This window comes from Streptomyces sp. NPDC046870 (assembly GCF_040704595.1).
GTDB lineage: Bacteria > Actinomycetota > Actinomycetes > Streptomycetales > Streptomycetaceae > Streptomyces > Streptomyces argyrophylli.
Genome location: NZ_JBEYXM010000031.1, coordinates 14,764 through 36,713, shown reverse-complemented (window position 1 = coordinate 36,713; position 21,950 = coordinate 14,764). Strand labels below are relative to the sequence as shown.

12 protein-coding genes are annotated in these 21,950 nt (G+C 69.3%); 1 reads left to right on the top strand and 11 read right to left on the bottom strand.

The features are described from left to right. Positions 1–14: 14 nt before the first annotated feature. Positions 15–1,001, bottom strand: a complete 987-nt coding sequence (locus tag AB0946_RS37200; protein ID WP_366765180.1) for a sugar ABC transporter permease — start codon at positions 999–1,001, stop codon at positions 15–17. A 5-nt stretch (positions 1,002–1,006) separates the two neighbouring features. After that, positions 1,007–2,323: a sugar ABC transporter substrate-binding protein gene (locus AB0946_RS37195; protein ID WP_366765148.1), complete on the bottom strand. Its 1,317-nt coding sequence runs from the start codon at positions 2,321–2,323 to the stop codon at positions 1,007–1,009. Positions 2,324–2,594: 271 nt separating this feature from the next. Here AB0946_RS37195 and AB0946_RS37190 point away from each other — a divergent pair, with 271 nt between their 5' ends. Further along, positions 2,595–3,806, top strand: a complete 1,212-nt coding sequence (locus tag AB0946_RS37190; RefSeq protein ID WP_366765147.1) for a phospholipase D-like domain-containing protein — start codon at positions 2,595–2,597, stop codon at positions 3,804–3,806. 552 nt (positions 3,807–4,358) lie between these two features. Here the strand turns inward: AB0946_RS37190 and AB0946_RS37185 are convergent. The 9 genes from AB0946_RS37185 to AB0946_RS37145 all read right to left on the bottom strand — a co-directional run bounded on the left by AB0946_RS37185 (position 4,359) and on the right by AB0946_RS37145 (position 21,755). Then, the gene (locus tag AB0946_RS37185; RefSeq protein WP_366765146.1) at positions 4,359–6,119 is read right to left on the bottom strand and encodes an Hsp70 family protein; all 1,761 of its coding nucleotides are present in this window, start codon (positions 6,117–6,119) and stop codon (positions 4,359–4,361) included. Next, entirely contained in the window at positions 6,116–6,862 is a 747-nt protein-coding gene (locus tag AB0946_RS37180; protein ID WP_366765145.1) for a hypothetical protein, read from the bottom strand. Before AB0946_RS37180 ends, AB0946_RS37185 begins: the two co-directional genes overlap by 4 nt. A 149-nt stretch (positions 6,863–7,011) precedes the next feature. Then, the gene (locus AB0946_RS37175) at positions 7,012–8,754 is read right to left on the bottom strand and encodes a hypothetical protein (RefSeq protein WP_366765144.1); all 1,743 of its coding nucleotides are present in this window, start codon (positions 8,752–8,754) and stop codon (positions 7,012–7,014) included. Further along, positions 8,751–14,219, bottom strand: coding sequence for a DEAD/DEAH box helicase (locus AB0946_RS37170; RefSeq protein WP_366765143.1), 5,469 nt, complete (start codon positions 14,217–14,219; stop codon positions 8,751–8,753). Before AB0946_RS37170 ends, AB0946_RS37175 begins: the two co-directional genes overlap by 4 nt. Further along, positions 14,216–15,208: a hypothetical protein gene (locus AB0946_RS37165; RefSeq protein ID WP_366765142.1), complete on the bottom strand. Its 993-nt coding sequence runs from the start codon at positions 15,206–15,208 to the stop codon at positions 14,216–14,218. Before AB0946_RS37165 ends, AB0946_RS37170 begins: the two co-directional genes overlap by 4 nt. Then, positions 15,205–17,265, bottom strand: a complete 2,061-nt coding sequence (locus AB0946_RS37160) for a hypothetical protein (protein WP_366765141.1) — start codon at positions 17,263–17,265, stop codon at positions 15,205–15,207. Before AB0946_RS37160 ends, AB0946_RS37165 begins: the two co-directional genes overlap by 4 nt. A 568-nt stretch (positions 17,266–17,833) precedes the next feature. Further along, positions 17,834–19,456, bottom strand: a complete 1,623-nt coding sequence (locus AB0946_RS37155; protein WP_366765140.1) for an RNase H family protein — start codon at positions 19,454–19,456, stop codon at positions 17,834–17,836. A 176-nt stretch (positions 19,457–19,632) separates the two neighbouring features. After that, entirely contained in the window at positions 19,633–20,262 is a 630-nt protein-coding gene (locus tag AB0946_RS37150; protein WP_366765139.1) for a hypothetical protein, read from the bottom strand. Between the two features lie 260 nt (positions 20,263–20,522). Then, on the bottom strand, positions 20,523–21,755 hold the full coding sequence (locus AB0946_RS37145; RefSeq protein ID WP_366765138.1) for a DNA sulfur modification protein DndB: 1,233 nt from the start codon (positions 21,753–21,755) through the stop codon (positions 20,523–20,525). Positions 21,756–21,950 lie beyond the last annotated feature (195 nt).

Here is a 21,950-nt window from a genome sequence, read left to right as displayed (position 1 = left end):
GCACGAGCGACAGGTCACGCATGGGAGGCCCTCCGCCCGCGCGAGGTCAGCAGCAGGTATCCGCCCGTCACGACGAGCAGGAACAGCAGCAGCAGGACGGACATGGCCGAGCCGGTGCCGAAGTTCCAGGCGACGAAGGAGGACTGGTAGATGTGCACCGAGATGAGGTCGGCGGCCTCGGGAGCGGCCTTGCCGAACAGCACGTAGGGCGTGTTGAAGTCGTTGAACGTCCACAGGAACAGCACCAGGATCAACACCTGGTTGACCGGACGCAGCGACGGCAGGGTGATGCGGCGGATCTGCTGCCACACCCCCGCGCCGTCCAGCGCGGCGGCCTCGTACAGCTCCCGGGGGATGTTCTGCAGCCCGGCCGTCACGATGAGGAACGCGAACGGCCAGCCCTTCCACACGGACACGGTGAGCAGGGCGTAGAAGCTGTTGTCGCCGATGAGCCAGAAGGACGGCTTGTCGGTGAGGTGCAGCTGGTCGTGCAGCACGTGGTTCACCAGGCCGTTGTCGTGCTGGAACATGAACACCCAGGTGATGACGGCCGCGTAGACGGGCAGCGCGTACGGCACCAGGAACAGGGCGCGCAGCAGGCCGCGGCCCCGGAAGGTGCCCTGCATGTAGACGGCGGCGGCCGTGCCGATCAGCCAGCACAGGCCCACCGACAGCACGGTGAAGCCGACGGTGATGCCGAAGGACTGGAGCAGTGCCTTGCCGACGGGGGCGTCGAAGTCGACCGACACCTTGTAGTTGTCGAAGCCGTTCCAGGGGGCGGTGCCCCAGTCGCGGATGTAGAACTGGGTGAGCTGCTTGAAGCTCATCACGATGCCGATCGCCATCGGCACCAGGTGGACGAGGAGTTCGAGGAGCAGGGCGGGGAGCAGGAGCAGGTACGGCAGCGAGACGCGTCTGATCCGCCCGGTGCGGCGGCGGGGTTCGCGCGCCGCACCGGGGGAGGTCTCACGCACCGGTTCCTTCAGGGCGGTGGAGGTCATCGTGGTCACGCCGCCGGCATCTGCTGCTGGGCCTTCTCCAGCTTCGCCTTGACCGAGTCGGTGGTGACGGCGCGTCCGGCGGCGGCGTCGGCGAACAGCTCCTTGACGGCCGTACCGACCGCCGTCTCGAACTGCGACTCGGACGCCACCTGCGGCAGCGCGGCGGCGCTCTTGGCGAGGGTGTCCTTCAGCACGGCGGTGCCCGGCGCGTTGAACGCCGCGTCGCCCTGGGCGGCCTTGACCGGCGGGATGGAGCTGTACGCCGTGTTCAGGATCTTCTGCTCGGCGTCGGAGGTCATGAACTTCACGAACTTCGTGGCACCGTCGACGTTGTGCGTGTTCTTGAAGACGGCGATGTTGATGCCCATGACCGCCGAGTTGACCTGGGTGCCGGCGCCGGGCGTCCCGGAGATCACCGGTACCGGCGCGACGCCGTAGGTGTCCTCGCTCATTCCCTGGGACTTGAGGTTGGCGGTGGCGGACTGCCACAGCAGCATCGCCTGCTTGCCCTTGGCGAAGTCGCTGACGGACTGGTTCTGCGCGTACTCGGCGTCGCCGGCCGGGATGACCTTGTCCTTGGCCATCAGGTCGACGTAGCTCTTCACCGCCTCGACGACCTTGGGGTTGGTGAAGTCGGGCTTGCCGTCGGCGGTGAAGAAGTCGGCGCCGTGCTGCTTGGCGAAGACGAAGACGTGGTGGACGTTCTCCGACAGGTTCGCGCCCTCGGCGCCGAGCACGGACTTGCCCTTGGCGTTGATCTTCTTGCCGTCGGCGATCAGCTCGTCCCAGGTGGCCGGGGGCTTGCTGATCCCGGCGTCGGCGAAGATCTTCTTGTTGTAGTAGAGGGCGTACGCCATCGAGTACAGGGGGACGGCGGCCGGGTCCTTGCCCTGGGCGCCGGTCGAGCCCAGAGCGGTGTCGGAGAAGCGCTCCTTGCCGCCTATCTTGGCGAAGTTCTTCTCGTCCCACGACAGCAGCCCGCCGGTCGCCTGGAGGGAGGCGCTCCAGGTGTTGCCGATGTTCAGCACGTCCGGGCCCTGGCCGGAGGTGGTCGCGGTCAGGATCCGGTTGAGCAGATCCGACCAGGGCACGACCTCCAGCTTCACCTTGATGCCGGTCTGCTTCTCGAACTTGTCGAGCTCCGGCTGGAGGACCTTCTTGTCCACGGCGACACTGGCGCCCTGGTTGGAAGCCCAGTACGTCAGCGTCTTGGGTGAGTCGTTCGACCCGCCGTTGGTGGACGATCCGCCTCCGCAGGCCGTGGCCGCGAGGGCGAGAGACAGGGTGACGGCGCCTACGGCCGCGGCTCGGATGCTGCGCATGGCTCCCGGGTCCCTTCGGGGATTGCACTCATGACTTAATTTAGGACGTGAGTTAACCGGCCGGAGAAGCGATCGTCAAGGGATTCGACAGAACAAACGGGCCGGGCGGAAGAGGCGCGCACAGCCCTTCACCGCGGCGGACGACCAGGTGCGGTACACGCGCGGGGCGGAGTTCACGTGCGGACTGTTGCCATGGACAGCGGTGAACGGGCAACCTGTCGCAGGCTCCTGACATACGCTCAGTCCCGGCCCGTCACGCGAAGGGATCGTTGTGCGTCGACTGACGAAGATGTGGAGGGCGGTCCTGACGGCCGTCCTGCTCCCCGCGACCGTCCTGATCTGCTCCAGCCCGGCCCACGCCGCCGTCACGGTCACCACCTCGGCCGTCTTCAACGACCCCTCGGGCACCACCGCCGACCAGAACCGGATCCGCGACTACATCGTCAGCCTGATCAACGCCACCCCCGCCGGGGAGTCGATCACGGCCGCGGCCTACACGTTCACCGACGACACGGCCGCCCAGGCGCTGGTGAACGCGAAGGCGCGAGGCGTCAAGGTCCGCATCATCGTGGACGACACCACCACCACCATGAGCGGGGGCGAGTACGCCACCCTGAGAGACGGCCTGGGCACCGACCGCACCCAGTCGTCGTGGGTGATGGCCTGCCCCAGCGCCCGCGGCTGCATCGGGACCCGGGAGCTCACCTCCGGCGATCCGGCGATCAACCACAACAAGTTCTGGCTGTTCTCCAACGTGGGCGGCGCCGGCAACGTGGTGGTGCAGACCTCGCACAACATGACCACGTCGCAGCGCACCACCTACTTCAACAACGCCGTGACGATCCCGGACTCCGGCCTGTACGGCATCTACCAGTCGTACTTCTCGGACCTGCTGTCCTACGGCTCCTCCTCGTCGGGCAACAGCGACTACTACAAGACGCCGGCCAGCTCCACCGGCCCGTACAAGGCGTACTTCTTCCCGCGCCACGAGGCGTCCGGCACGTCGTGGAACAACGACGCGAGCACCGACACCGTCAAGCTGATCCTGGACAACGTCAGCTGCTCCGGAGGCACCCAGATCCGCGTCGGCATGAACCTCTTCAGCCGTGACGAGGTCGCCAAGAAGCTGGTCAGCCTGGTGAACTCGGGGTGCTCGGTCTACCTCGCGGCCGACGGCGCGCCGGGTTCCATGAGCCAGACCGTGACGGACACCCTCTACGGCAAGCTGACCAAGCGGGTGGAGTGCTACGAGAACAGCCCCGACGGCACCTACAAGATCGGGGTGCACTCCAAGTACCTGCTGATCCAGGGAACGTACGACGGGGTCGCCAACCGCAAGCTGGTGTGGACCGGAAGCCACAACTACACCTACTCCGCCCTGCGGGCCAACGACGAGACGCTGCTGAAGATCGACAACGCGGCGATCTACGACCAGTTCAAGGCCAACCACGACACGCTGATGGCCTACTGCGCGGGGAGCTGAACCAGCACGGACCAGTTACCGTCGGCCGGCCCACGCGGGGGTCCGGCCGGCGGTGCCGGACATCGCTGCGTCGACTATGTGAGGAACAGCCGTTGATTCGGCCTACACCGTTGGGCGGGTGACCGGCGTGGCCCTACGCCACATGCCCGGCAGGCCGGCGTACCAGTCCGTGGTGTCTCCTTCGGCTGGGTCCGGTAATCATGGCCGCGCCGATGGCGGTTCCCTCCGCCACAGGGCAGGCGGGGGCAACGATCCATGGAACCTCGCCCTCACCGAAGTCGTCGGGCCGGCCCCACACCGCCTTCCACCGCGAGACGCCGGACGGCACCGATCCAGCGCTCACCCGCTCACCGCTGAGTCGCTGATCCGAACGCGCAACGACGCGGCATCCAGCCCGGCCGGGCACTGGTGGACCAGCCAGACGGACAAGGTGTGACTGGCACCCAGGTGTCGGCGGCCATGGACGAGACCCATCGGTTGCCGACACCTACCGCAGCGGTGGAACGAGTTACCGACGCACCCGCGAATTGGCCGTCAGAGCTCAGAGGCTGGTCAAAGTCCCCCCGTCACCACGCCCTGCGGCTCGCCGTTGACCGTTACGGCCGGATCGGCCTCCACCATCCGCACAGACATGTCGATCGGTGCCGGGCGGGCGTTGGCTGACTCGGCTGCCGAGAGCTGTCGGACGTTGGAGGAGCCGTCGGCGAACGGGCGGACGGTGTGGGCCAAGAGGCGCGTCAGTTCATCCTCGAGGCCGTGCTGCAGAGGGGTGCCGTCGGGACCGAAGGAGTCGATCTCACGCTCGACGAGTTGCTTGCCGGTGGCTGCGTGGGTGGCGGTGAACCGCAGAATGCCGCTCTCGTTGTAGCGGAACTTGATCTCGATCTTGTTCCGGCGGATGTCCTGTTCGCGGGTCGGGAGATCCACCTCGATGTTGGCCAGCGGGAAGGCACGGTCGCTGTCGGCCGGGTAGCCGACCTCCCCCTCGATCACCGGCACGCGCACGAAGGAGGCGCCCGGCGTGTCCGGGTAGAAGTTGGCCGAACCCTCCGCGGGCAGGGTGGCGTTGCGTCGGATGATGGCGCGGAAGCCCTTCTGTTCCCCCGCGCTCACGGCCGTGCCCAGGTCGTAGCTGGTCACCAGGGAGAAGTCGCTGTCGTCGCCGAGTTCACCGTCGAGGGAGGCCGCGTAGATGGCTGCGCCTCGGGCGACGGCGGTCATGGGCCGGCAGAGGCCGCTGTCGACGATGCGGTCATGACCGAGGAGCTCCCCCAGGGCGTGACGCACCTGGGGGATCTGCGAGGTGCCGCCGATCATCAGGACGGAGTCGATGTCCTCCGGTGTGATGGCCAGGTCTGCCAGGGCCTGCTGGACCGGCTCCAGGGCGCGGGTGACGAGCGGGGTGATCGCCTCGGTGTACTCGGCCGCGGTGATCCTGACCTCACGCCTCGAGATCGAGGGTGCGAGGCCGACCGGGAGGTCGAAGAAGATCGCGCCGTCCGTCGCCACGGAGGACAGGGCGATCTTCGTCAGCTCGACCGCCCGGCGCCACCGGCGTCGTTCGGCCTTGGTGAGCCGGCCCGCGGTCAGGCCGATCTTCTGCTGGATCAGCTGGGCCAGCGCGTTGTCGAATTCCAGGCCTCCGAGAGCGGTGATGCCGCGGGAGGTCTGCTCCTCGAAGAGGCCGTCGTCGTATTCGAGCACGGTGACGTCGATGGTGCCACCGCCCCAGTCGAAGACGAGGAAACGGCCCGGGATCGGGACGTCGTGGGCGTACGAGATAGCCGCCGCGGTGGGCTCGTTGAGCAGGGCCCGGACCTTCACTCCGCCGAGCGCCGCTGCGGCGCGGGTGCGGTAGCGGGCGCCGCCCGTGGCGTTGGCGGGGACGGTGACGACCGCGTCGGAGAGGTCGAGCAGCTGGGCGGAGACGCCTTCCTTCATCCGGCTGAAGAGGGAGGCGGCCGCGACCGTACTGTGGAACTTCTCCGAGCCCACCCAGACGTGGTGTTCCTCCAGCTGGGCTGCGACCTCGAGGCCGTCGACGTCGCCGTCCTTCTCGGCACCGGAGCGGGTGCCGAGCATGCGCTTCACGGCGTCGAGCGGTTCACTGGTGCCGGTCTTCGCCTCCCAGCCGAAGCAGAGGGTGCGCTGGAGGTCGCGGACGGACAGCACGGAGGGGAAGAGCTGCTCGAACTCCGACATCTGCCACTGGGCGGGCACGTTGTCGCCGTCGACCGGCAGCACTTCGGTGGTGTGCCCGTTCCAATGGGCCACCACCGAGTTGCTGGTGCCGAAGTCGATACCGAAAGTCATCGCGTTCCCCTTTGCTTCGTTCGGCGGTCCCCGTTTCCTCCAGTGCGGGAACGTGGCCCGTCGTTCCGCCGCCCGTTGCCCCCCTGCTGCTGCTTCTGGGGCTCCTGACCCCGGTGGTGCTTCTTCCTCTCCTGCTGTGCAGGAGCCTCCTTCTCCGGCTGCTTCTTCTCAGCTTCGCCGTGGGTGGCTCTGCGCCTCTGCCGACGCGTCATCTCCTCGGCTGGGACCTTGGCAACGGCCCGCAGCCAGCCACGTTCGACAAGCTTCCCGGACTCCTTGTCGATGTAGGCCGGCGCGACGAGTTCGAAGGTGACCGGGCCTTTCTGCGCCACACCTGGCTGGTCCTCCACGACGTTGAACAGCGACTGATCGCCGGTGTCACCGACGATCTGCAGACCGGCCTTGGCCGCCTCGTGGTCGAGGCGGGTCAGCATCGCCCTCAAGGTCTTCGCGTCCAGCGCCTGCCGGTGCAGGACGGCCAGCTGGGCCAGGTGCATCTGACGCGTGCGGATGCTCTCCAGCACGCCCTTGCGTACCGCTTCGGTGAACTGAGGAAGCACTCGCCGCATGAGCTCGGCTCGGAACGCGGAGACCAGATCGGTCTGAGTCTCCTTGTCGGCCAGCGCAGCGCCCAGTTTTTCCGTCGCTTCCTCCAGCTCCCTTTCCACCACGGGCAGGAGCGTGTCGTTGACCGACTTCAGGATCGCGGCGGCGTCCAGGGTCCCCGGCGTGAACTCGGGCAAGTGACTCTCGGTGAATCGCCAGGGAGCAGTCTCGGCCGCCCTGCGCTCACCACGACTCCGCACGCTTCCGCTGTTCGGCCCACGCCCCCGGTTCTGCCGGGATCCCTCACGGGGGCCGGAACCACTGTCGCCTTTACCGGCGCTGTTGCTCACGATGTGCTGCTCTCTGGGTTTTCAAGGGCTGCGGTGTCTTCAGCAGCCGACGAGAGGCGTTCTGCCGCCTTGGTGATTATTTCTCGGGCCGCCTCGCTGCGGGACCACGCACGGTCACTGTACGAAGCCGGCTCGGTGAGCCTCCGCAGAGGCTCGGGCGGGAGTTCCAGCCGGTGGCTCGTGCCGGTGGGATCCTTCCAGCGGTGCGGGGCGAGCGGGACGGCGAACGAGGGTACTTCCTGCTGCTCCCGCTCAGCCTTCTCGATCACGTCCTTGGCTCGGTTGATCCGGACGCGGCCGGTGTCGTCGAGTTCCTTCCTCAGGGCTCGCCAGGCCTTCTTCCAGTCGGCCGCCTCGTCGGGCACACCAAGCACCAGATAGGGGTTGAGCGGCTGGTCGCGTTCTCCGAGAGCCCGGTCTTCCAGGAAGTCCCGGTTCTTCCGCAGCGTGGCCACGGCACTTCCGCCGAGCTGGTCCCGCACCGGGGGACGGCCTTCGGCGTCCTGCTCCAGGAGTTTGAGGGACTCCGCCATTTCCCGGCCGGCGCGCAGGTAGGCCTGAACGTTCTGAGCCTCCCAGCGCACCGGCTGCGAGTGGTACCGGAGCTTCGCGGCCATGGTGAGCGCCGCCTTCCTCCGCTGCTCCGCTGTCTCGTCGTCCCCATGGAGGAGGGCACGGTGCATCTGCCGCACGGCCCTGATCAGGGTCCGCACGCCGATCCAGCCGTTGAACCTCTTGTTGTTCGCGCTGTGCACGCGAGGGTGAATCCGCTCCAGGAGAACCCACAGCCGCTCGTCGGCGACGAGGTCGTCCGGGGCCTCTGCGGTCCGTCGCACCTCACGCAGCGCGTCCAGGAGCTTCTGCGTCTGTGGCAGGAGATCGGTCCACTCCTCGGCGATGGCCTTGGCATCGTTGGCCTGCAGCCTCACCAGCAGACGCCAGTCCTGCGGCCAGTCACGGCCGGGTTCGGTTCCCGGGCCGGCCTCCCGGCGCTCCCGTTCCAGGGGCCAGGCCAACAGGTCCATCTCCTCGTCGGTGAGGGACGCCGGGTCCAGGCGGGCGCGGAAGTAGGCGGCACGGGAGGTGCCGTCGCGTTCGGGGACCGCGCCGATCCACTCCTCGTCGATGTAGTCGTCGAGAAGCGGCCGGGGAAGCTTCGCCAGAAGCGCCCTCTGCCTTTGGGCCGGCAGGTTGGTCTCCATCAGGCGACGATCGTCCTGGTAGATCTCCCACATGCTGCCCGGCTCCCCCAGGAGTGGCAGCGGCTTGTCCGCCAGCAGAGCGCGGGCGCGGTCATCGAGCCGACCGTCGAAGACGTCCAGCCCGTGGTCCTGTGCCATGACGAGCAGCGAGACACCCTTGACCGGGTCGTCCTGGCGGGACGCCGCATCGGCCGCGGCCCGCGCCAGCTTCCGAGCGGAGAGCGTCCCAGTCCCCTCCTTCAGCGCGTCGGGCAGCGTGAGTTCGGCGAAGGTGCGGGCGCGCTCCCAGGCATGCCGGTCGGTGAAGCCCTCCGGGAACGGCTGGGGCATGGCCGGTTCCGGCTCCGGCTGCTTCTGCGCCGGAACGACAGGAGCGGGGCCGCCGGTGGTTTCCGCGCCCTGCGGGGCCTTGCCGCCGATCCGGCCCTGGGCGCGGGCCTGGCGGAGCGCGAGGCGGCGGGCGATCTCGCGCTGCCGCAGCTCCTCCAGACGCCCCTGCTCGTCCTGGCCCGCGCCCAGCGGGATTCCTGCCGTCACTGGACTTCCTCCGCGAAGATGTGCACCTGCTCGATCACCGCGGCAGGGGTCCGGTCCAGGCTGTAGGAGTCGGCGAAGGCGATCCTGGGGGCGAGTCCACCGGCACGGACCTCGTCACGCAGGGCCTGGAGCCGTTCGTTCGCGCACGCGTCGACGGCGGACTCCAGCGGATGCTTGACGGCGACCGCGACGGGCTCGCCGGTGAAGTCCGAGGTGAAGAGCGCCACCGGTCCGGCAGCCGTCTCCTTGAGGCTGACGGTGGGTTCCTCATCCGCCCAACCCCTGAGCAGGACGGCGTGCTCGTCCGGATCGATCCGTAGTTTCCGGCCGCGCAGGGCCTCGACCAGATCGCGGGCGAGCCGCCAGTCGTAGAGGGGGTGCAGGCGCATGTTGGAGTAGTCACGCAGGCAGGCGTAGCAGGAGCTACGGCAGTTGTGCGCGTGCTGGTCGGCCTCCAGGTCGCGCACGTACCGGTCGACCGCCTGGAGGAATTCCTCGATGTGTTCCTCCGAACCGAGGTGGGTGCTGAAGCCTGCACCGTTGTCGAGGCTGTCGGCAAGGTAGGCCATGACGGGAGCGGCCACCGGCGCGTCCGAGCCGTGGATGCCGCTGAGGAGTTCCTCGGGTTGCACGTCCAAGTGCGGGGCGGCGGCGCGGCGCAGCAGGGCCGCCAGTGAGTACCAGGCGGCGCGCCGGCCGTGGTAGGCCTCGGGAAAGCCGTCGATCTGCTGGGACTTCGAGATGTCGAAGCGGAGGCCCCGGTGCGTGTCGAGGGCGCCCTTGGCCCCGATGAAGAGCATGTCGGTGTGCTGGGTGGCACCCAGGGCGATCTCCAGGTCGGATTCCGCCTTGGGATGGTCCAGAGCGACATAGCCGCCCCACGGGCCGGTGTTCTTGACGAAGCGGAAGAGCTTTCCGGCATTGGTGTTGACGATGTAGCGGTCGCCGCTGCCGGTGTGGACGACCATCCAGTCGTCAGCGGCGCGGTGGATGCGCGGAGCGGTCTTTTCCAGGTCGGTGGCGGTCCGTGCGCTCGTGGCGTTGGAGCCGAGCTCCCGGTAGCCGTCGTAGTCCCGTGCCTCGCGGGCAGCCCGAAAACCTGCGGGCTCCCGGAAGGGGACGGCCCTGTAGTACTTACTCTCCGCGCCGCAGGCGGGGCAGATGCCGGCGCTCCCGGTTTCCGGGTCGACAACAGCCTGGGGGTCCACATGGGAGCAGATCCGGCACATGGCGACCAGCTGTTCCGGTCCGAACGGGTCCTCGGCGGTCTGTACTCCGCGACCACTCGGGACGAGGGAGACCACTCCCATGGAACGGAGCAGACGGCCGTCCTGCGGGGTTTCGCTGCCCGGTGCGAACTTGCTGAGGGCGACGGCCAGGTCGCGGTTGACGGAGTCGGCCGGCGGCCAGGGGAAGGTCTTCTGCGGGATGCTGCGGTAGAGAAGGCGGGAGCGCGTCGGAAAGCCGAACATGGGCAGGAGACCCGCCTCTGCCAGACGCTGGCTGAGGTCGGAGTGGCCGACCGTCCGGGCTGCCACCTCGTCGACCTGGCCCAGGAGTTCATCGATGGCGGCCACCGGATCGATGGCGGCGATGCTTTGCGGTGTTCCGGCCCGGAGGGCGGCGGCAGCGGCTCTGATGCGGTCCGGGTGCTCGGCGGTCCAGCGGCGGACGGCACCGCGATGCGTCGGCCAGTCGGTGGCGAGGCCGAACTGTCCGTGCACGTTGGTCGTCATGTCCGGCCCCTTCCGGCGGTCCTCCGGCTGCAGGGGCTCGAAAGCCTGGCGCAGCACCTCTCCCAGCAGGACCCGCCGGAAGACCGAGGCCATGCCGAGGACCAGGTAGGGCGGCGGAGTGGGATCGTTGGTGATGGCTTCCGGGCGGGCGAAGTAGTGCTCGTCGTGGCTGCGGCCGCGGCAGACGGTGAGAGCCACGGCGACGGGGCTGTTGCGTCGGCCCGCACGCCCCACGCGCTGCTGGTAGTTGAAGCGGGTGGGCGGCATGTTGGCCATGATCACGGTGTTGAGGGGGCCGATGTCGACACCGGCCTCCATGGTCGTGGTGACGGAGAGCAGCTCCAGGCCGTCCGCCTGCGGGACGTCGTTGTCGCCGAGGAAGACGTCCTGGAAGAGGCTCTGCCGACGCTGGGCCTCCAGCCGGTCCGTCTGGCCGGTCAGCTCGGCGGTGCGCAGCGGGAAGTCACCGGTGCGATGGGCGGCCTTCCACGCGTAGTAGTCGTCTTCGAGGACTCCGCTGTACTGCTGGGGCACGGCGGGTAGCGGGATCAGGCATTTGGTGCACAGCCCCGCGCCCGGGTGAAGGTGGGGCCGATGGCAGGAACGGCACGTCCAGGTCTTGTTCACGCCGGGGCGGAGCGCCACCTTCTCCGGCTTGATGACGTAGTCGACCACGGCGTCCTTCCAGACGCCGAGCACCCGGTCCTCGATCGTCTGCACATCGGTGCCCTGACGTTCGGCGACCTGCTTCCAGAAGCGCTTCAGTGGCGCAGGCGGCCTCTGCAGAGAGGCGCGTATCCGGGTGAAGCGCCGCATCAAGCCGAGAACCCGCAGGCTGGCACGCGCCACGGCCTGATCGCTGTCCGGATCGATCTCCAGCGGCGAGCGGTCGTCGCGCAGGCAGAGCCAGCCGAGTCCGAGCGATTCGAAGTCACGGCCGCCGCCGGAAAAGAGGCTTCCGATGGTCTCGAGGCGGAGACGGGAACGGATGCGGTTGAGGAGTTCCTCCTGCGCCTGGGTCTCCACCACCGCTTCCCGGTCACGCTCCCAGTTGTAGAGGGCGGTCCAGGGCTGTCCGGCCGATGTCTGCTGGAGCGAGGCCGCGGGACCGGCGGGGTTGGTGCCGTACTTCAGCAGCATGCCCTCCAGGTCGGAGGCGAGGTCGTCCAGGGAGGGCAGTTCGGAGAACTTCCGCTCCAGGTCGGGCAGGAGTTGCGGTTCCGCGTCGAGGTCGTCGGCGAGGATCGCCTTCAGGCGCCCCCAGTCCACCGGGTTGCGGTCCCGCAGCCGTTCCATGGCGGAACGGGCACCGGCACGGTCGACGGCTTCCCCGGCATAGTGGGCCTTCACCAGTTGAAGGTCTCCGAACGGATCCCCCTGGTTCTCGACTGCCCGGGCGCTGAGCAGGCGCAGGAGGTCCTGGTAATGGCGCAGGGCAAGACCGCTGGCGAGCTCGGAGGCGTCGTCACGGCTGTCGGAGAAGGCGATCGCCTTGCGCCGGCCGTCGGGGAGGTGGCCGAGGGCTTCGGTCACCAGCACCTGGTTGATCTTGTAGAAACCGGTGCGCATCCGCCGGACCGGCGCGTTGCGCAGCCGGTCGGGAGATTCCAGCGGGATGAAACGGCCGTCCCGGTCGTACTTGATCTCCCAGTCGTCACCGCAGGCGGGGCAACGGGTGGGGAAGGCCTGCAGTCGGGCCGGGTCGTAGGCCGGCTTCCTGGCCTCCTTGTCCAGGGGCACGGAGATGTGGAACGACCATCCGGTGTGCTGGACGTCCCGGTTCTCCAGTCGGCCGGTGGCGGGCTGGTAGGCGCTGCGGCGGAACTCGAACTCGACCTGGGGGCCGCCGTCGGACAGGCCCGCGTGCCAGCCGGGGTCGTCGAGGCCAAGGCTTTTGGTGCGCGGCCAGTACACGACGTAGTTCGCCGCCGTAGGGGCGCCACTGGCCTCGTCGGGGAGCAGGTCCAGGTCCGGGAAGTCGGTGTGGAGGGCACCGGTGAACTTGCGCCGCCGGGTGTCCTTGGGGCTCGCGTACCCGCCGAGCATGAGGTCACCACAAGCCTGGCAGGACAGAAGCTCCAGTACGCGGGCGCCGCAGGTGCAGCGGGAGGTGGGCTCGGCGAAGAGCCGGCCGACCCGCCGTTCGGAACCGTGCTCCACGGGGATGTCGGGACAGTTCGGGTCGGAGCAGGCCCAGATGCCCTCGATGTTGCGGAAGAAGAAGTGGGCGCGGAGCTGGGGAAGTTCGGGGTCCTGTGCCGAGCCGAGTATGCGCAGAGCACCGTGGAGCGCGTCCTTGCGCTGTTCCTCGGGGACGTCCGGGAAGAGGTTCTTCGCCAGGTCGGGGACGGGCAGGGCGCGGGGCTCGCCGCCCGGAGTGAGTGCGCGCTGGAGTGCCGGGCCGAGGCCAGTATCCCGGGCCAGGGCGACGGCTTCGTCCTGGGTGACGGGGCCCTCGGCGGCCTGCGCGAGGCGTTCGGCGTGTGCGGCCAGGTCGCCCTCGCCGTGGATCTCCTTGGTCTTTCCGGGAATGATCACGCGCCGGGAGCCGGGCAGGGCGAAGAACCCGTCGAGGAACTCGTCGTCCCGGCCGGCCTCCAGGGAGGCGGAGGCGGCGAGCACACGCAGCTTCTCGGGGCTCTTGTCGAGGCCGAGGCGGTGGCGGAGGTTGCGCAACAGGTAGGCCACCTCGGTGCCGGCCGTGCCGCGGTACATGTGGAGCTCGTCGAGGATCAGGGTGAAGCGGGCGTCCGGGGTCTCCTCCAGCCACTTCCTCGTGGCGCGGAAGATGTGCTCCTCCTGCTTGCGGAGCAGCATGATGTTCAGCATCGAGTAGTTGGTGACCATGATGTCCGGCGGCGCGGCCTGCATGTCCCAGCGGACATGCATCTCCGCTCCGCCAAGGCGCGGGATGAAGGGCCGCAGCTCCTCGTCGAGCTTCTCGTCGGCCTTGCGCTGCCGTTCCTGGACCTCCCGCAGGTACCGCCGGAGACGGAAGTTGGCCGGCTCGGAATCGGGGCTGCCGGAGACAGGGGTGGCTCCGGTGTAGCGGCCGAAGTAGAAGCGGTGTCCGTTGCGCTTGCGGTCCAGCCATGCGTGGGCCTCGCGACTGTCCAGCGACTTCCGGAGCCGGACCAGTTGGTCGTCGGCGAGGGCGTTGGTGGGATACAGAATCAGCACCCGCATGGCGGCGGGATGCCCGTGCTCGTCCTGTCGGCTGGGCATGTATGCCCCGTCTCCCTGCCACCATTCCCGCTGCACCGCACGGGTGCCCGGCCAGTGGGCGGACTCGGCGACCAGGTCGGCGAGGACGGGCAGCAGGAAGGACTCGGTCTTGCCGGAACCGGTGCCTGCGGTGACCACGAAGTCCTTGCCCTCGCAGGCGGCGACCAGAGCGTCGTGCTGATGCTGGTAGAGGCTGGTCACGCCGTCGGGGAGCGTGAACCGGGCGAACTCGGCCGCATCGGGGTGCGCCCCTGCTTCGGCGAAGGAGTCCGCGACGCCGACGCCCCGGGAGGCGTACTGCGGGCGCAGCTCGATCAGCGGGTCACGCCAGGCCCCGTTGTCACGGTCCAGGAGGTTGCGCCGTTCCTCCATGACGGAACGATCATCGACGCCGAACGGGGTGTCGTAGTACCGGAAGAGGGCGCTGCGCAGGTCGTCGAACGTACCGATGACGTCCTGGACGTCAGCGTTGGTCATCGCCGCTGTCTGCTGGTCGACGCTCACTTGGTCCTCCCGCCGGTGGCCGCCACCGGTCGCGGCGCGATCTCCAGGTTCTGATGCAGCGAGGCCGCTAGCGCCTCGGCGAGCGCCCTGGGCACGTTGTCGTATGCACGGGTCCGCGTCTGCTTGCCCACCGAGGGCGGGAAGCCGCTGCACAGGACGGCCGCGCGCTCGTGCAGTGCGGGCAGGGGTGCGTAGCGGTCGACGAGGAGCCGGCCGATGCCGGCACGGCCCTTGCCGGATTCCGGCAGCCATCGCATCACGCCGATACGGTGGCGGGCGAGTTCGAGGTAGATGCTCGTCTCGCGTTCCACCGCGTGGAAGACGCCGTTGCGGCGGACGCGGGTCAGGCGTGCGTAGTCGGCTCCGCGCCACCGGTACAGGCCGTCCTCGTCATCCCTGTCCACGGGGACGAACCGCTGGAGCCGCAGGTCGTACTTCTCCAGCGTGTTGGTGGTGCTCCCACCGGGCGGTGCGGCCTCGGGGCCCAGCTCCGCCCGCGGGATCAGCTCCGTCAGCTGCTGGGCGGCACACGGCACATAACGCGCCCCGAGGAACTGCGCGGTCACCTGTAGGGTCCGCAGGTCCTCGTACTGAACGAGAAGGGTGTCGGGCAGTGGTGCCTCACCGGCCTCCGGCCGGTGAGGCACGGTGATCAGCTCCATCCATTCCTGTGCCGCTTCCTCGACGCGCGTGCTGATCTGCGCGGTGCGCGCACCGGTCAGCAGAGCGAGGCCGTCGGCGTGCGGCAGCCGGGTCAGCACCGGCGGGGCCACCGACCAGCGGTCGGCGCGCAGGTCCACGTCGATGAAGCCCAGGGCGGCAGCCTTGCGCATCCAGTCCCAGTCGGCGTACTCCTTCAGGTCCAGGCCCCATGCTTGGGCCTGGCTGCGGACCCCGTCACGCAGTGCGGACGCCTTGCCGCTGCGGCTCTCGCTCAGCCAGCGCAGGAGGATCCCACCGAACTCGGTGCTGCTCGTCAGTCCCGTCATCGGTCCAGTTCCTTCGCGGCCTGCACGTACTCGGCCCACGAGGGCTCGACGGACGCCTGGTGGGCGTTGAGGACGGCGCGGGCCCACGCCCGCGGGTTGCCGGCACTCTTCGGCTTCGGTGTTCCGGGGTTCACCGGGCGGCCCTTCCAGCGTCCGCTACGGCGTTCCAGGAGCCAGCCGCCGATGCCCTGGAACTCGGCCTCGAAGCGGAGCGGGGCGGGGGTGTCGGGGAGACGCTCCGTCCACCAGCCCGGCTGCTCCGGCACCTCCATCGTCCACAGCCGTCCGTCGGCCGCCGCGAACAGCACCTCGTCCGCGTCCCGACGGCACAGCTCCATGACGGCTGCCGCGCGCCGGGGCGTGGCGCTCGTGCAGTCGGCGCCGGTGATGCCGGTCGGCAGGGCCTGCTCGCCGAGGAGGGAGGGTGATTCCGACGCCTTGCCGTCCAGGACGGTGAAGCCGCAGACCTTGGGCATCTTCGGCTCGACGACGGCTTGGTCCGCTGTGGCGAAGTCGATCTGCGTGTCCGCATAGCTCACCGTGTGGCGGCCGGGCTCCAGCCGGAGCGCCGCCAAGGGGACGGGGCGGCCCGCGGCGATCGCCTTCCCGAGCTCGGGCCGCTCCTTTCCGTCGACCCGCAGTGTTCCCGTGCGCTCCATGGCATCCGGGAGGATCACATGAGGCTCGCCTCCTCGCAGATACAAGTGGGGATCGAGCGAGGGTGCGAGCTTCAGCCCACCCTCAAGGCGGAGCTTGAACTGGGCCGGGGGCTGAAGAAGGCCGACCGCGCCCTGGACCTCCTGGAGCGCCCGACGCAGGGTGACCGCGTCGTCGAAGGTGACGGGCTTGTGCATCGACCAGCCCTGCGGCACCCAGGCCAGCTTGCTCGTGTCGGCACTCCGGCCCGTGGTCGCGGCCTTGTCCAGCAGCCGCTGCACATCCCGCTGCGCGGTCGGGGCGGCGAGCACCACGTGTGCCTCTGCGGGGCGGAAGGCGTCGGTGGTGGTCCAGACGCCGAGCACGTCGTCCCGCGCGAGCACCAGGACGGAGCAGGAGGGCCGGCTGAGCACCAGTTTGTCCCCATCCCGGCGAATGCCTCTGGCGAGGGTGTCGGCGCTCGGGGCGGGCAGGCCCGTCACCCCGTAGTAGGCGGTGTCGCCGAGCTGTTCGAGGACGACGCCACCCTTGAGCTCGATGTGCTTCTCCTGCTCCGCGGACCGCAGGCGCGCCACCCAGCTGAGCCGCCCCGCGTCGAGCCGCACCAGGAGTTCGGCCCGGGTGACGCCGGTGGGCACCAGCTCGTCCGAACCGTCCCAGGACGCCGCGTAGTTTCCGACCAGCTTGGCGAGGAAGGGGCGGAACTCCTCCTCCTGCAGAGCGTTGCGAAAGCCCTTGGAGAAGTGCTGCTCCATGCCCCGGATCTCGATCTGGGCCAACAGCGTCTCCCCCGGGAGCGGCCAGGTCGTGCCGTACTCCCGCAACGACCGGAAGAACTTCGGCATGAAGGAGCGGTCCGCGCCGCTGAGGAGCGCCTGGGACTGCGCGTACCCGATCATGCTGCGGTTGGAGGGCAGGTCGGCGGGGGCGGGAAGGGTGCACAGGCCCCGCGCGCCCTTCTGGCTGTGCTGCCAGGAGGCCAGAACCTGCCACATGCGGGCGATGGGCTCGTAGTGGTGGCTGCCGAGTTGTCTCTCGTCACCGGTCAGCAGCTCGGAGAATCGGGCGTGGTAGGCGGTGGCCCGGTGGTTCCGGTCGTTCACCATCCGGGACGCGGCCATCACCGAGCAGGCCAGCAGCGGCAGGAAGGCGGGCACGCCGTCCTTGTCCTGCTGCCGCCTGCGCCAGCGGTAGTCCTCCATAGCGCTGTACGGTTCCGCGGTCCCCAGCCGCAGGAACCTGCCCACGCACCGGGCGAGGGGCTCGTCCAGGCCGTATCCGAGCCTGAGCTCCTGCTCCACGTCGTCGTCGACGTAGAACAGCGTGGGGTGGCCGGCGTGCTGCCGTCCGAAGAACTCCTCGGCCAGCACGTCCTGCCACTGTTGATAAGAATGATCCACCCTGTCCCCAAAAGAGATGTTCCAATGCCCTCTTCGTCATATCCCCGGCATGGAACGGTCTTCCGCGTCACGTTGGACCCGCCACTCAGCGGGTCGCTACGGAACGCCCCCTCAGGCTCCGCCTGCCATGTACGCCGCCCGTAGTAACCCGACGGCACGCACTTCACGGCGATGCCCCACTCAACCCCCCATTCGATGCCACAAGACCCCCCCCCGCGGCAATTGCACCGACCACTGCAATGCATCCGTACCAGTCACGATCCCCATCGCGACAGCTCGGCGCATCAGTCAATGCAACCTACAGCCAAATATTATCGGCGTCTGTGACAGCAACGGCATTGAAGGCCGCCTATTGGACTGCTGTTCGGGTGGCGCTCTTGGGTTGCTCACTCCATGTCACGCTTCAATCTGCTTGTCCCATAGGGAGGTTGCCCGTCAGGTCTTTGCATGGGGGTGGTGAAATCGCGCAGGTATCGCGACGAGACGGGCCATGAAGGTCGTCGGTCGCCTCCTGTCCGGGAGGGGAGGAGCGGTGCCCATGGTGGGGGCTGCCACAGTCGGCATGGCCTCAGGCAGCGACCGGGAGACGGCCGGCCCCGGAGCCGAGCGAGCGGACGATCCGCGTCTCCTCCTTCCGAGCGGCGGAAAGAGGAATGCGGCCGGTGGCGCGACGCAGGGCGAGACGGGCGAGGGCGTCGGCGGTCTCGTTGAGGTCGTGTCCGATGTGGCCCTTGAGCCAGCGGACCTGGACGCGGTGGCGGTGACGCATCAGGCTGTCCATCAGCTGCCTGCTCTCCGGGAAAAGAAGGGTGCGGTGACCGGCCGCCCGATCGCCGGTGCGCAGGGCCGCGTCGACCACGCCCACCGCCTCGGTGCTGTCGCACAGAACGATCACGGGTGCGTGTTCGTGGCGCTCCAGGAGGCTCAAGGCGGCCGCACAGACGCCGATGACTTCGGCTTCACCACTGCTGGAAGCGAAAGAGTCGCCGTGTCCGGTGGTTCCGTCTTCGGCCGCCCAGCCGTAGCCGCTCAGTGCGGACTCGTCGCCTACTGCGGCGTCGGCCACGGCCACGACGGCGGTGTCGGGGAGGTCGGTGAGCAGGGCGTAGCGGTCCGCGTCGGCCGGGACCGCCGCCGAGTGTTCGCCGTACTCGTCCGTGTCGGCGGGAGGGGTGTCGGCGAGGACGGCGGCGAGCGCGTGGTGGCAGTGCGGGCAGCCGTCGGTCTGTTCGGGACAGTCCGCCCGGTGCCTCGCGACCAGCTCGCGCACGCCGCGCCACGCCGCGGGCTCGGCGTCGGCGAAGCGTGCCAGGGCTGCCGCACGGCACTCCCGCACGAGCTCCGCGAAGGGTCCCGTGGTGACGTCGGCCTGCATCCGGTCGTGGAGGTCCGTGACCCGGAGCAGGGCTTCGCGGGAGCGGGCGGCGAGGACTGCGGTGTCCTGGTAGGCGTCGTCCAGGGCGTCGAGCCGGGTGCGCCGCGCGGAGAGGGGGCAGGCGAGCAGGTCCTGTTCGGCCCGGCCGATCGCGTAGCGGCCCCAGGCCTGCGCGGCGCGGGCGTGGCGGCTCCACCGTTCGACCACCGCGTCGTGCGGGAGGTAGGGGTTCTCCTCTTCCCGGGCGTCGCGCAGGAGGGCCTCCACGAAGGCGTCTTCGTCGCAGTCCCGCAGTGCGCGTACCGGGGCCGGCAGTTCGCCGCCGGCCGTCCTTCGGTCCCAGGCCCACTGGGCGAGGTCGCTCTCCGGCGCCTGCGGCGTGCCGTCCGGCAGTCCCCTGTCGCGCAGTTCCTGTCGCAGTGCCTCGTGGGAGGCCGACGTGAAGGCCGTCCGCGCCACTCTCCACTCCAGCGGGTCGACCGGTCGCGAGCGGCGCCCGAGCCGTCGGGCACGCTCTTCCTTGTACCGGGTCTCCGCCTGAGACCGGGCGCGCCGCACCCTGCGCGCGTGCGCGCGCAGCTGTCGCAGCCGCTCGGGGGGCTGCACCGAGAGTTCCGCACGCCGTACGGCTCCGCGGGCGAGGACGTCGGCGTGGGCGAGAACGACGGTGACGGGACCGGCGAGCGAGGCGTGCTCCAGGGCCGCGGCGGTCTCCGGAGCGCAGACCCCGTTCACCTGGGAGAGCACGGCCTCCTGCAAGGTGGTGAAGTCGTCGGCGAAGCGACGGATCAGCTCGGTGTGCTCTGTGGTCTTCACGGTGTCCTCCCAGGCAGGTCGCGGGTGGGGTGAGCGGTGGGCGCACAGAGTGTGCGAACGGGCGTGAGCGAGCCCGTGGGCCCGGCATCGGGTGCGTCCGGGGCCGGCGGTGCTTGAGGCGCCTCCGTGCGCGGACGGCGACGGCACACCCGGCGGGGACTCGGCCGAGGCCCGGGCTACTGCACCTGGCCGGTGAAGATCGCGGTGCGATACCAGCCGCTGCCGGAGGTGTCGGTCGGCGTGATCTCGATCTGGACGCTTCTGGCCGTCTTGGGGAACGCGCAAGCCGCCTTCCAGGTCTGCGACTTGCCCGGCAACAGGTGCGTGTCCGGTGTGCCCGCGAAGCCTGCGTCCGTGTCGAAGATCTGGTCGGCGCCGTCCGGGCAGGAGAGGCTGATCATGCTCAGGTCGATCGCGGACTTGGAGCCGTTCTGCACGGTGACGGAGAAGGCCAGATAGGCCTTGCCGGACGGGCTGGCGTACTCGCCGGAGGTGCCCCGGCCGAAGCCGCTCAGGTGCGTCTTGACGCCGTTGTTCCACGTGGCGGTCTTGTCCAGCGCAACGGTGAAGGTGTCTCCGGCGGAGTCGTCCTGGGTGTCCTGCGCGTCCCCGGCGCTCCGGGTGTCCTGCGAGGCGCTGACGGTGGCGTCCGGCGTCGCGGTGTCGGTCTGGCTGCCACCGATGTCGGAGCAGGCGGACAGGGAGCAGCCGGCGAGGGTCGCGGCCACGGCGAGGACGATCCTGCGCGGGCGAGTCAGGGGCGCTGCGATCAGCGCGGTGAATCCGGAGGTGGTCGGGTGGCCCATGAGGTCATTCCTTGTGTCGATGCGGAGGGAAGCAAAGGGAACGGGAGGGAAGGGGACGAACGGTGCAAGGCGGAGAGGACGCGGCTGCTGGCGGAAGCCGAGTCGCCCCGCCGAGCCCGGACCGGGCCCAGGCGCGGCGTCGCGGACTGGATGCCACGGATACGCGAGCCGTGGGCCATCGCCGCAGGTGGAACGTCACCCGGGGAGAGGCGTTCGGCTGAGGAGGTCTCGGTGTCGAAGAACCCGCGGGGCGGACCTGTTCAGCTCCGCGCCCCACGGATCTTCCGGCCCGGCTCGCTGTGCGGGTCGAGGAGCGCAACCGCGACGCGGCCGGCGGAGTCCTTCACGCCGCCGCTGAAGTTGAGCCGGCCGGTGGAGCCGACGCTGGCGCAGACGCCGTCCCAGTAGGCGGGCTCGCGCTCCCACCGGACGTCGGCGAGCAGGCGCTCCACCGTCTCGTAGCTCATGGCGTCGACGGGGGCGCACCAGGGGGTGGCGCGGTGCAGCAGCATGCCGAGCCCGGCCATCACGGCCGGGGCGGTGATCGCGCTGCGCCGGGCGAAGTCCGGGAAACGGTCCCCGATCAGCCGGGACACCAGACGCACGACGACCGTCTCGACCTCGTCGGCGTCGGTGTGGGACGGCAGATCGCCCTCATGGACGTTGGCCGCCGAGTACTCCACACCCTTGCTCCCGAAGACGGTGGTGAGAATCAGCGCCCGCAGCGCGGACAGCGTCACGACCTCCTTGTCGGTCCTGGTGAGCTGACGCTTTCCGGCGTTGACCAGTCGGGCGAACGGCATCCGCTGTCCGCCCGACTCGACCTCGAGCTTCTGGCCGACGATGTGGGAGAGGCGGGTGGCGAGGTCGCGCTGGTCCATGGACATGGCCAGGTTCTTGGCCACGTCGACGCCCTTGACGTTCCGGTCGTAGAAGATCTGCCGCGCGTCCGCCGGGGAGATCCCCAGGTAGAGCTCGAAGGGGATGCGGACCCGTCGGCCGAGCTCGGTGTAGGTCAGGCCGAAGGACTCCGGGTCCTGGTAGATGTCGTGCCAGGCGGTGGTCTGGGTCTCGCCGTCGATGGCGATCACCATGGCGTCCGGGGCGACGGTCAGCGTTCGCAGGCCCGAGCCGGGGATCAGCTCGTCGCTCATCGCGGCGATCTCGCTCGCGTGCCAGAGCGTGATCGGGGGCGTGGACCAGGCGGAGCCGTGCTTGCCGAGGATGCCTGCGGCGATGTACTCGGCGTAGTCCGGGATGTTCCTGCCCTTCTGGGACTTCAGGGTCCGCTGCACGGTCGCGCGCAGCTCGGCGTGGCGCCGGTCGTGCCCGGACGCGGTCTTGAGGGCACGCGGGTCCTCCTCCTGACGCGGTGACGGCACGAGGCGCACCAGCGTCGCGAGGGACATGGTGCCGATGACCGCGTCCTCGCGGAACGGCATGACGGTGAGCGGGATTCCTTCCGGGACGCCGCTCGGCATGGTCAGGCGCATGGATCCCCCCTGGGAAGTGGTCGATCAGCCGCCGCCCGCGCAAGGACATGGCTGTGGCAAGGCAAGTGACGCTTCACGCCGTGGAGCCACGCTCACCGGCGGAAGCAATGACATGTAAGCATGACCGTGAAAGCATTGTCCAACAGCTTGCAGGAGTTGACTGGTGCTGTAGGGTATGACCACGCCGACCATCGG

Coding starts and splice junctions, on each gene's coding strand:
- AB0946_RS37200 (WP_366765180.1), bottom strand. CDS start 1,001: ATGACCTCCACCGCCCTGAAGGAACCGGTGCGTGAGACCTCCCCCGGT.
- AB0946_RS37195 (WP_366765148.1), bottom strand. CDS start 2,323: ATGCGCAGCATCCGAGCCGCGGCCGTAGGCGCCGTCACCCTGTCTCTC.
- AB0946_RS37185 (WP_366765146.1), bottom strand. CDS start 6,119: ATGACTTTCGGTATCGACTTCGGCACCAGCAACTCGGTGGTGGCCCAT.
- AB0946_RS37165 (WP_366765142.1), bottom strand. CDS start 15,208: ATGACGGGACTGACGAGCAGCACCGAGTTCGGTGGGATCCTCCTGCGC.
- AB0946_RS37150 (WP_366765139.1), bottom strand. CDS start 20,262: ATGGGCCACCCGACCACCTCCGGATTCACCGCGCTGATCGCAGCGCCC.
- AB0946_RS37145 (WP_366765138.1), bottom strand. CDS start 21,755: ATGCGCCTGACCATGCCGAGCGGCGTCCCGGAAGGAATCCCGCTCACC.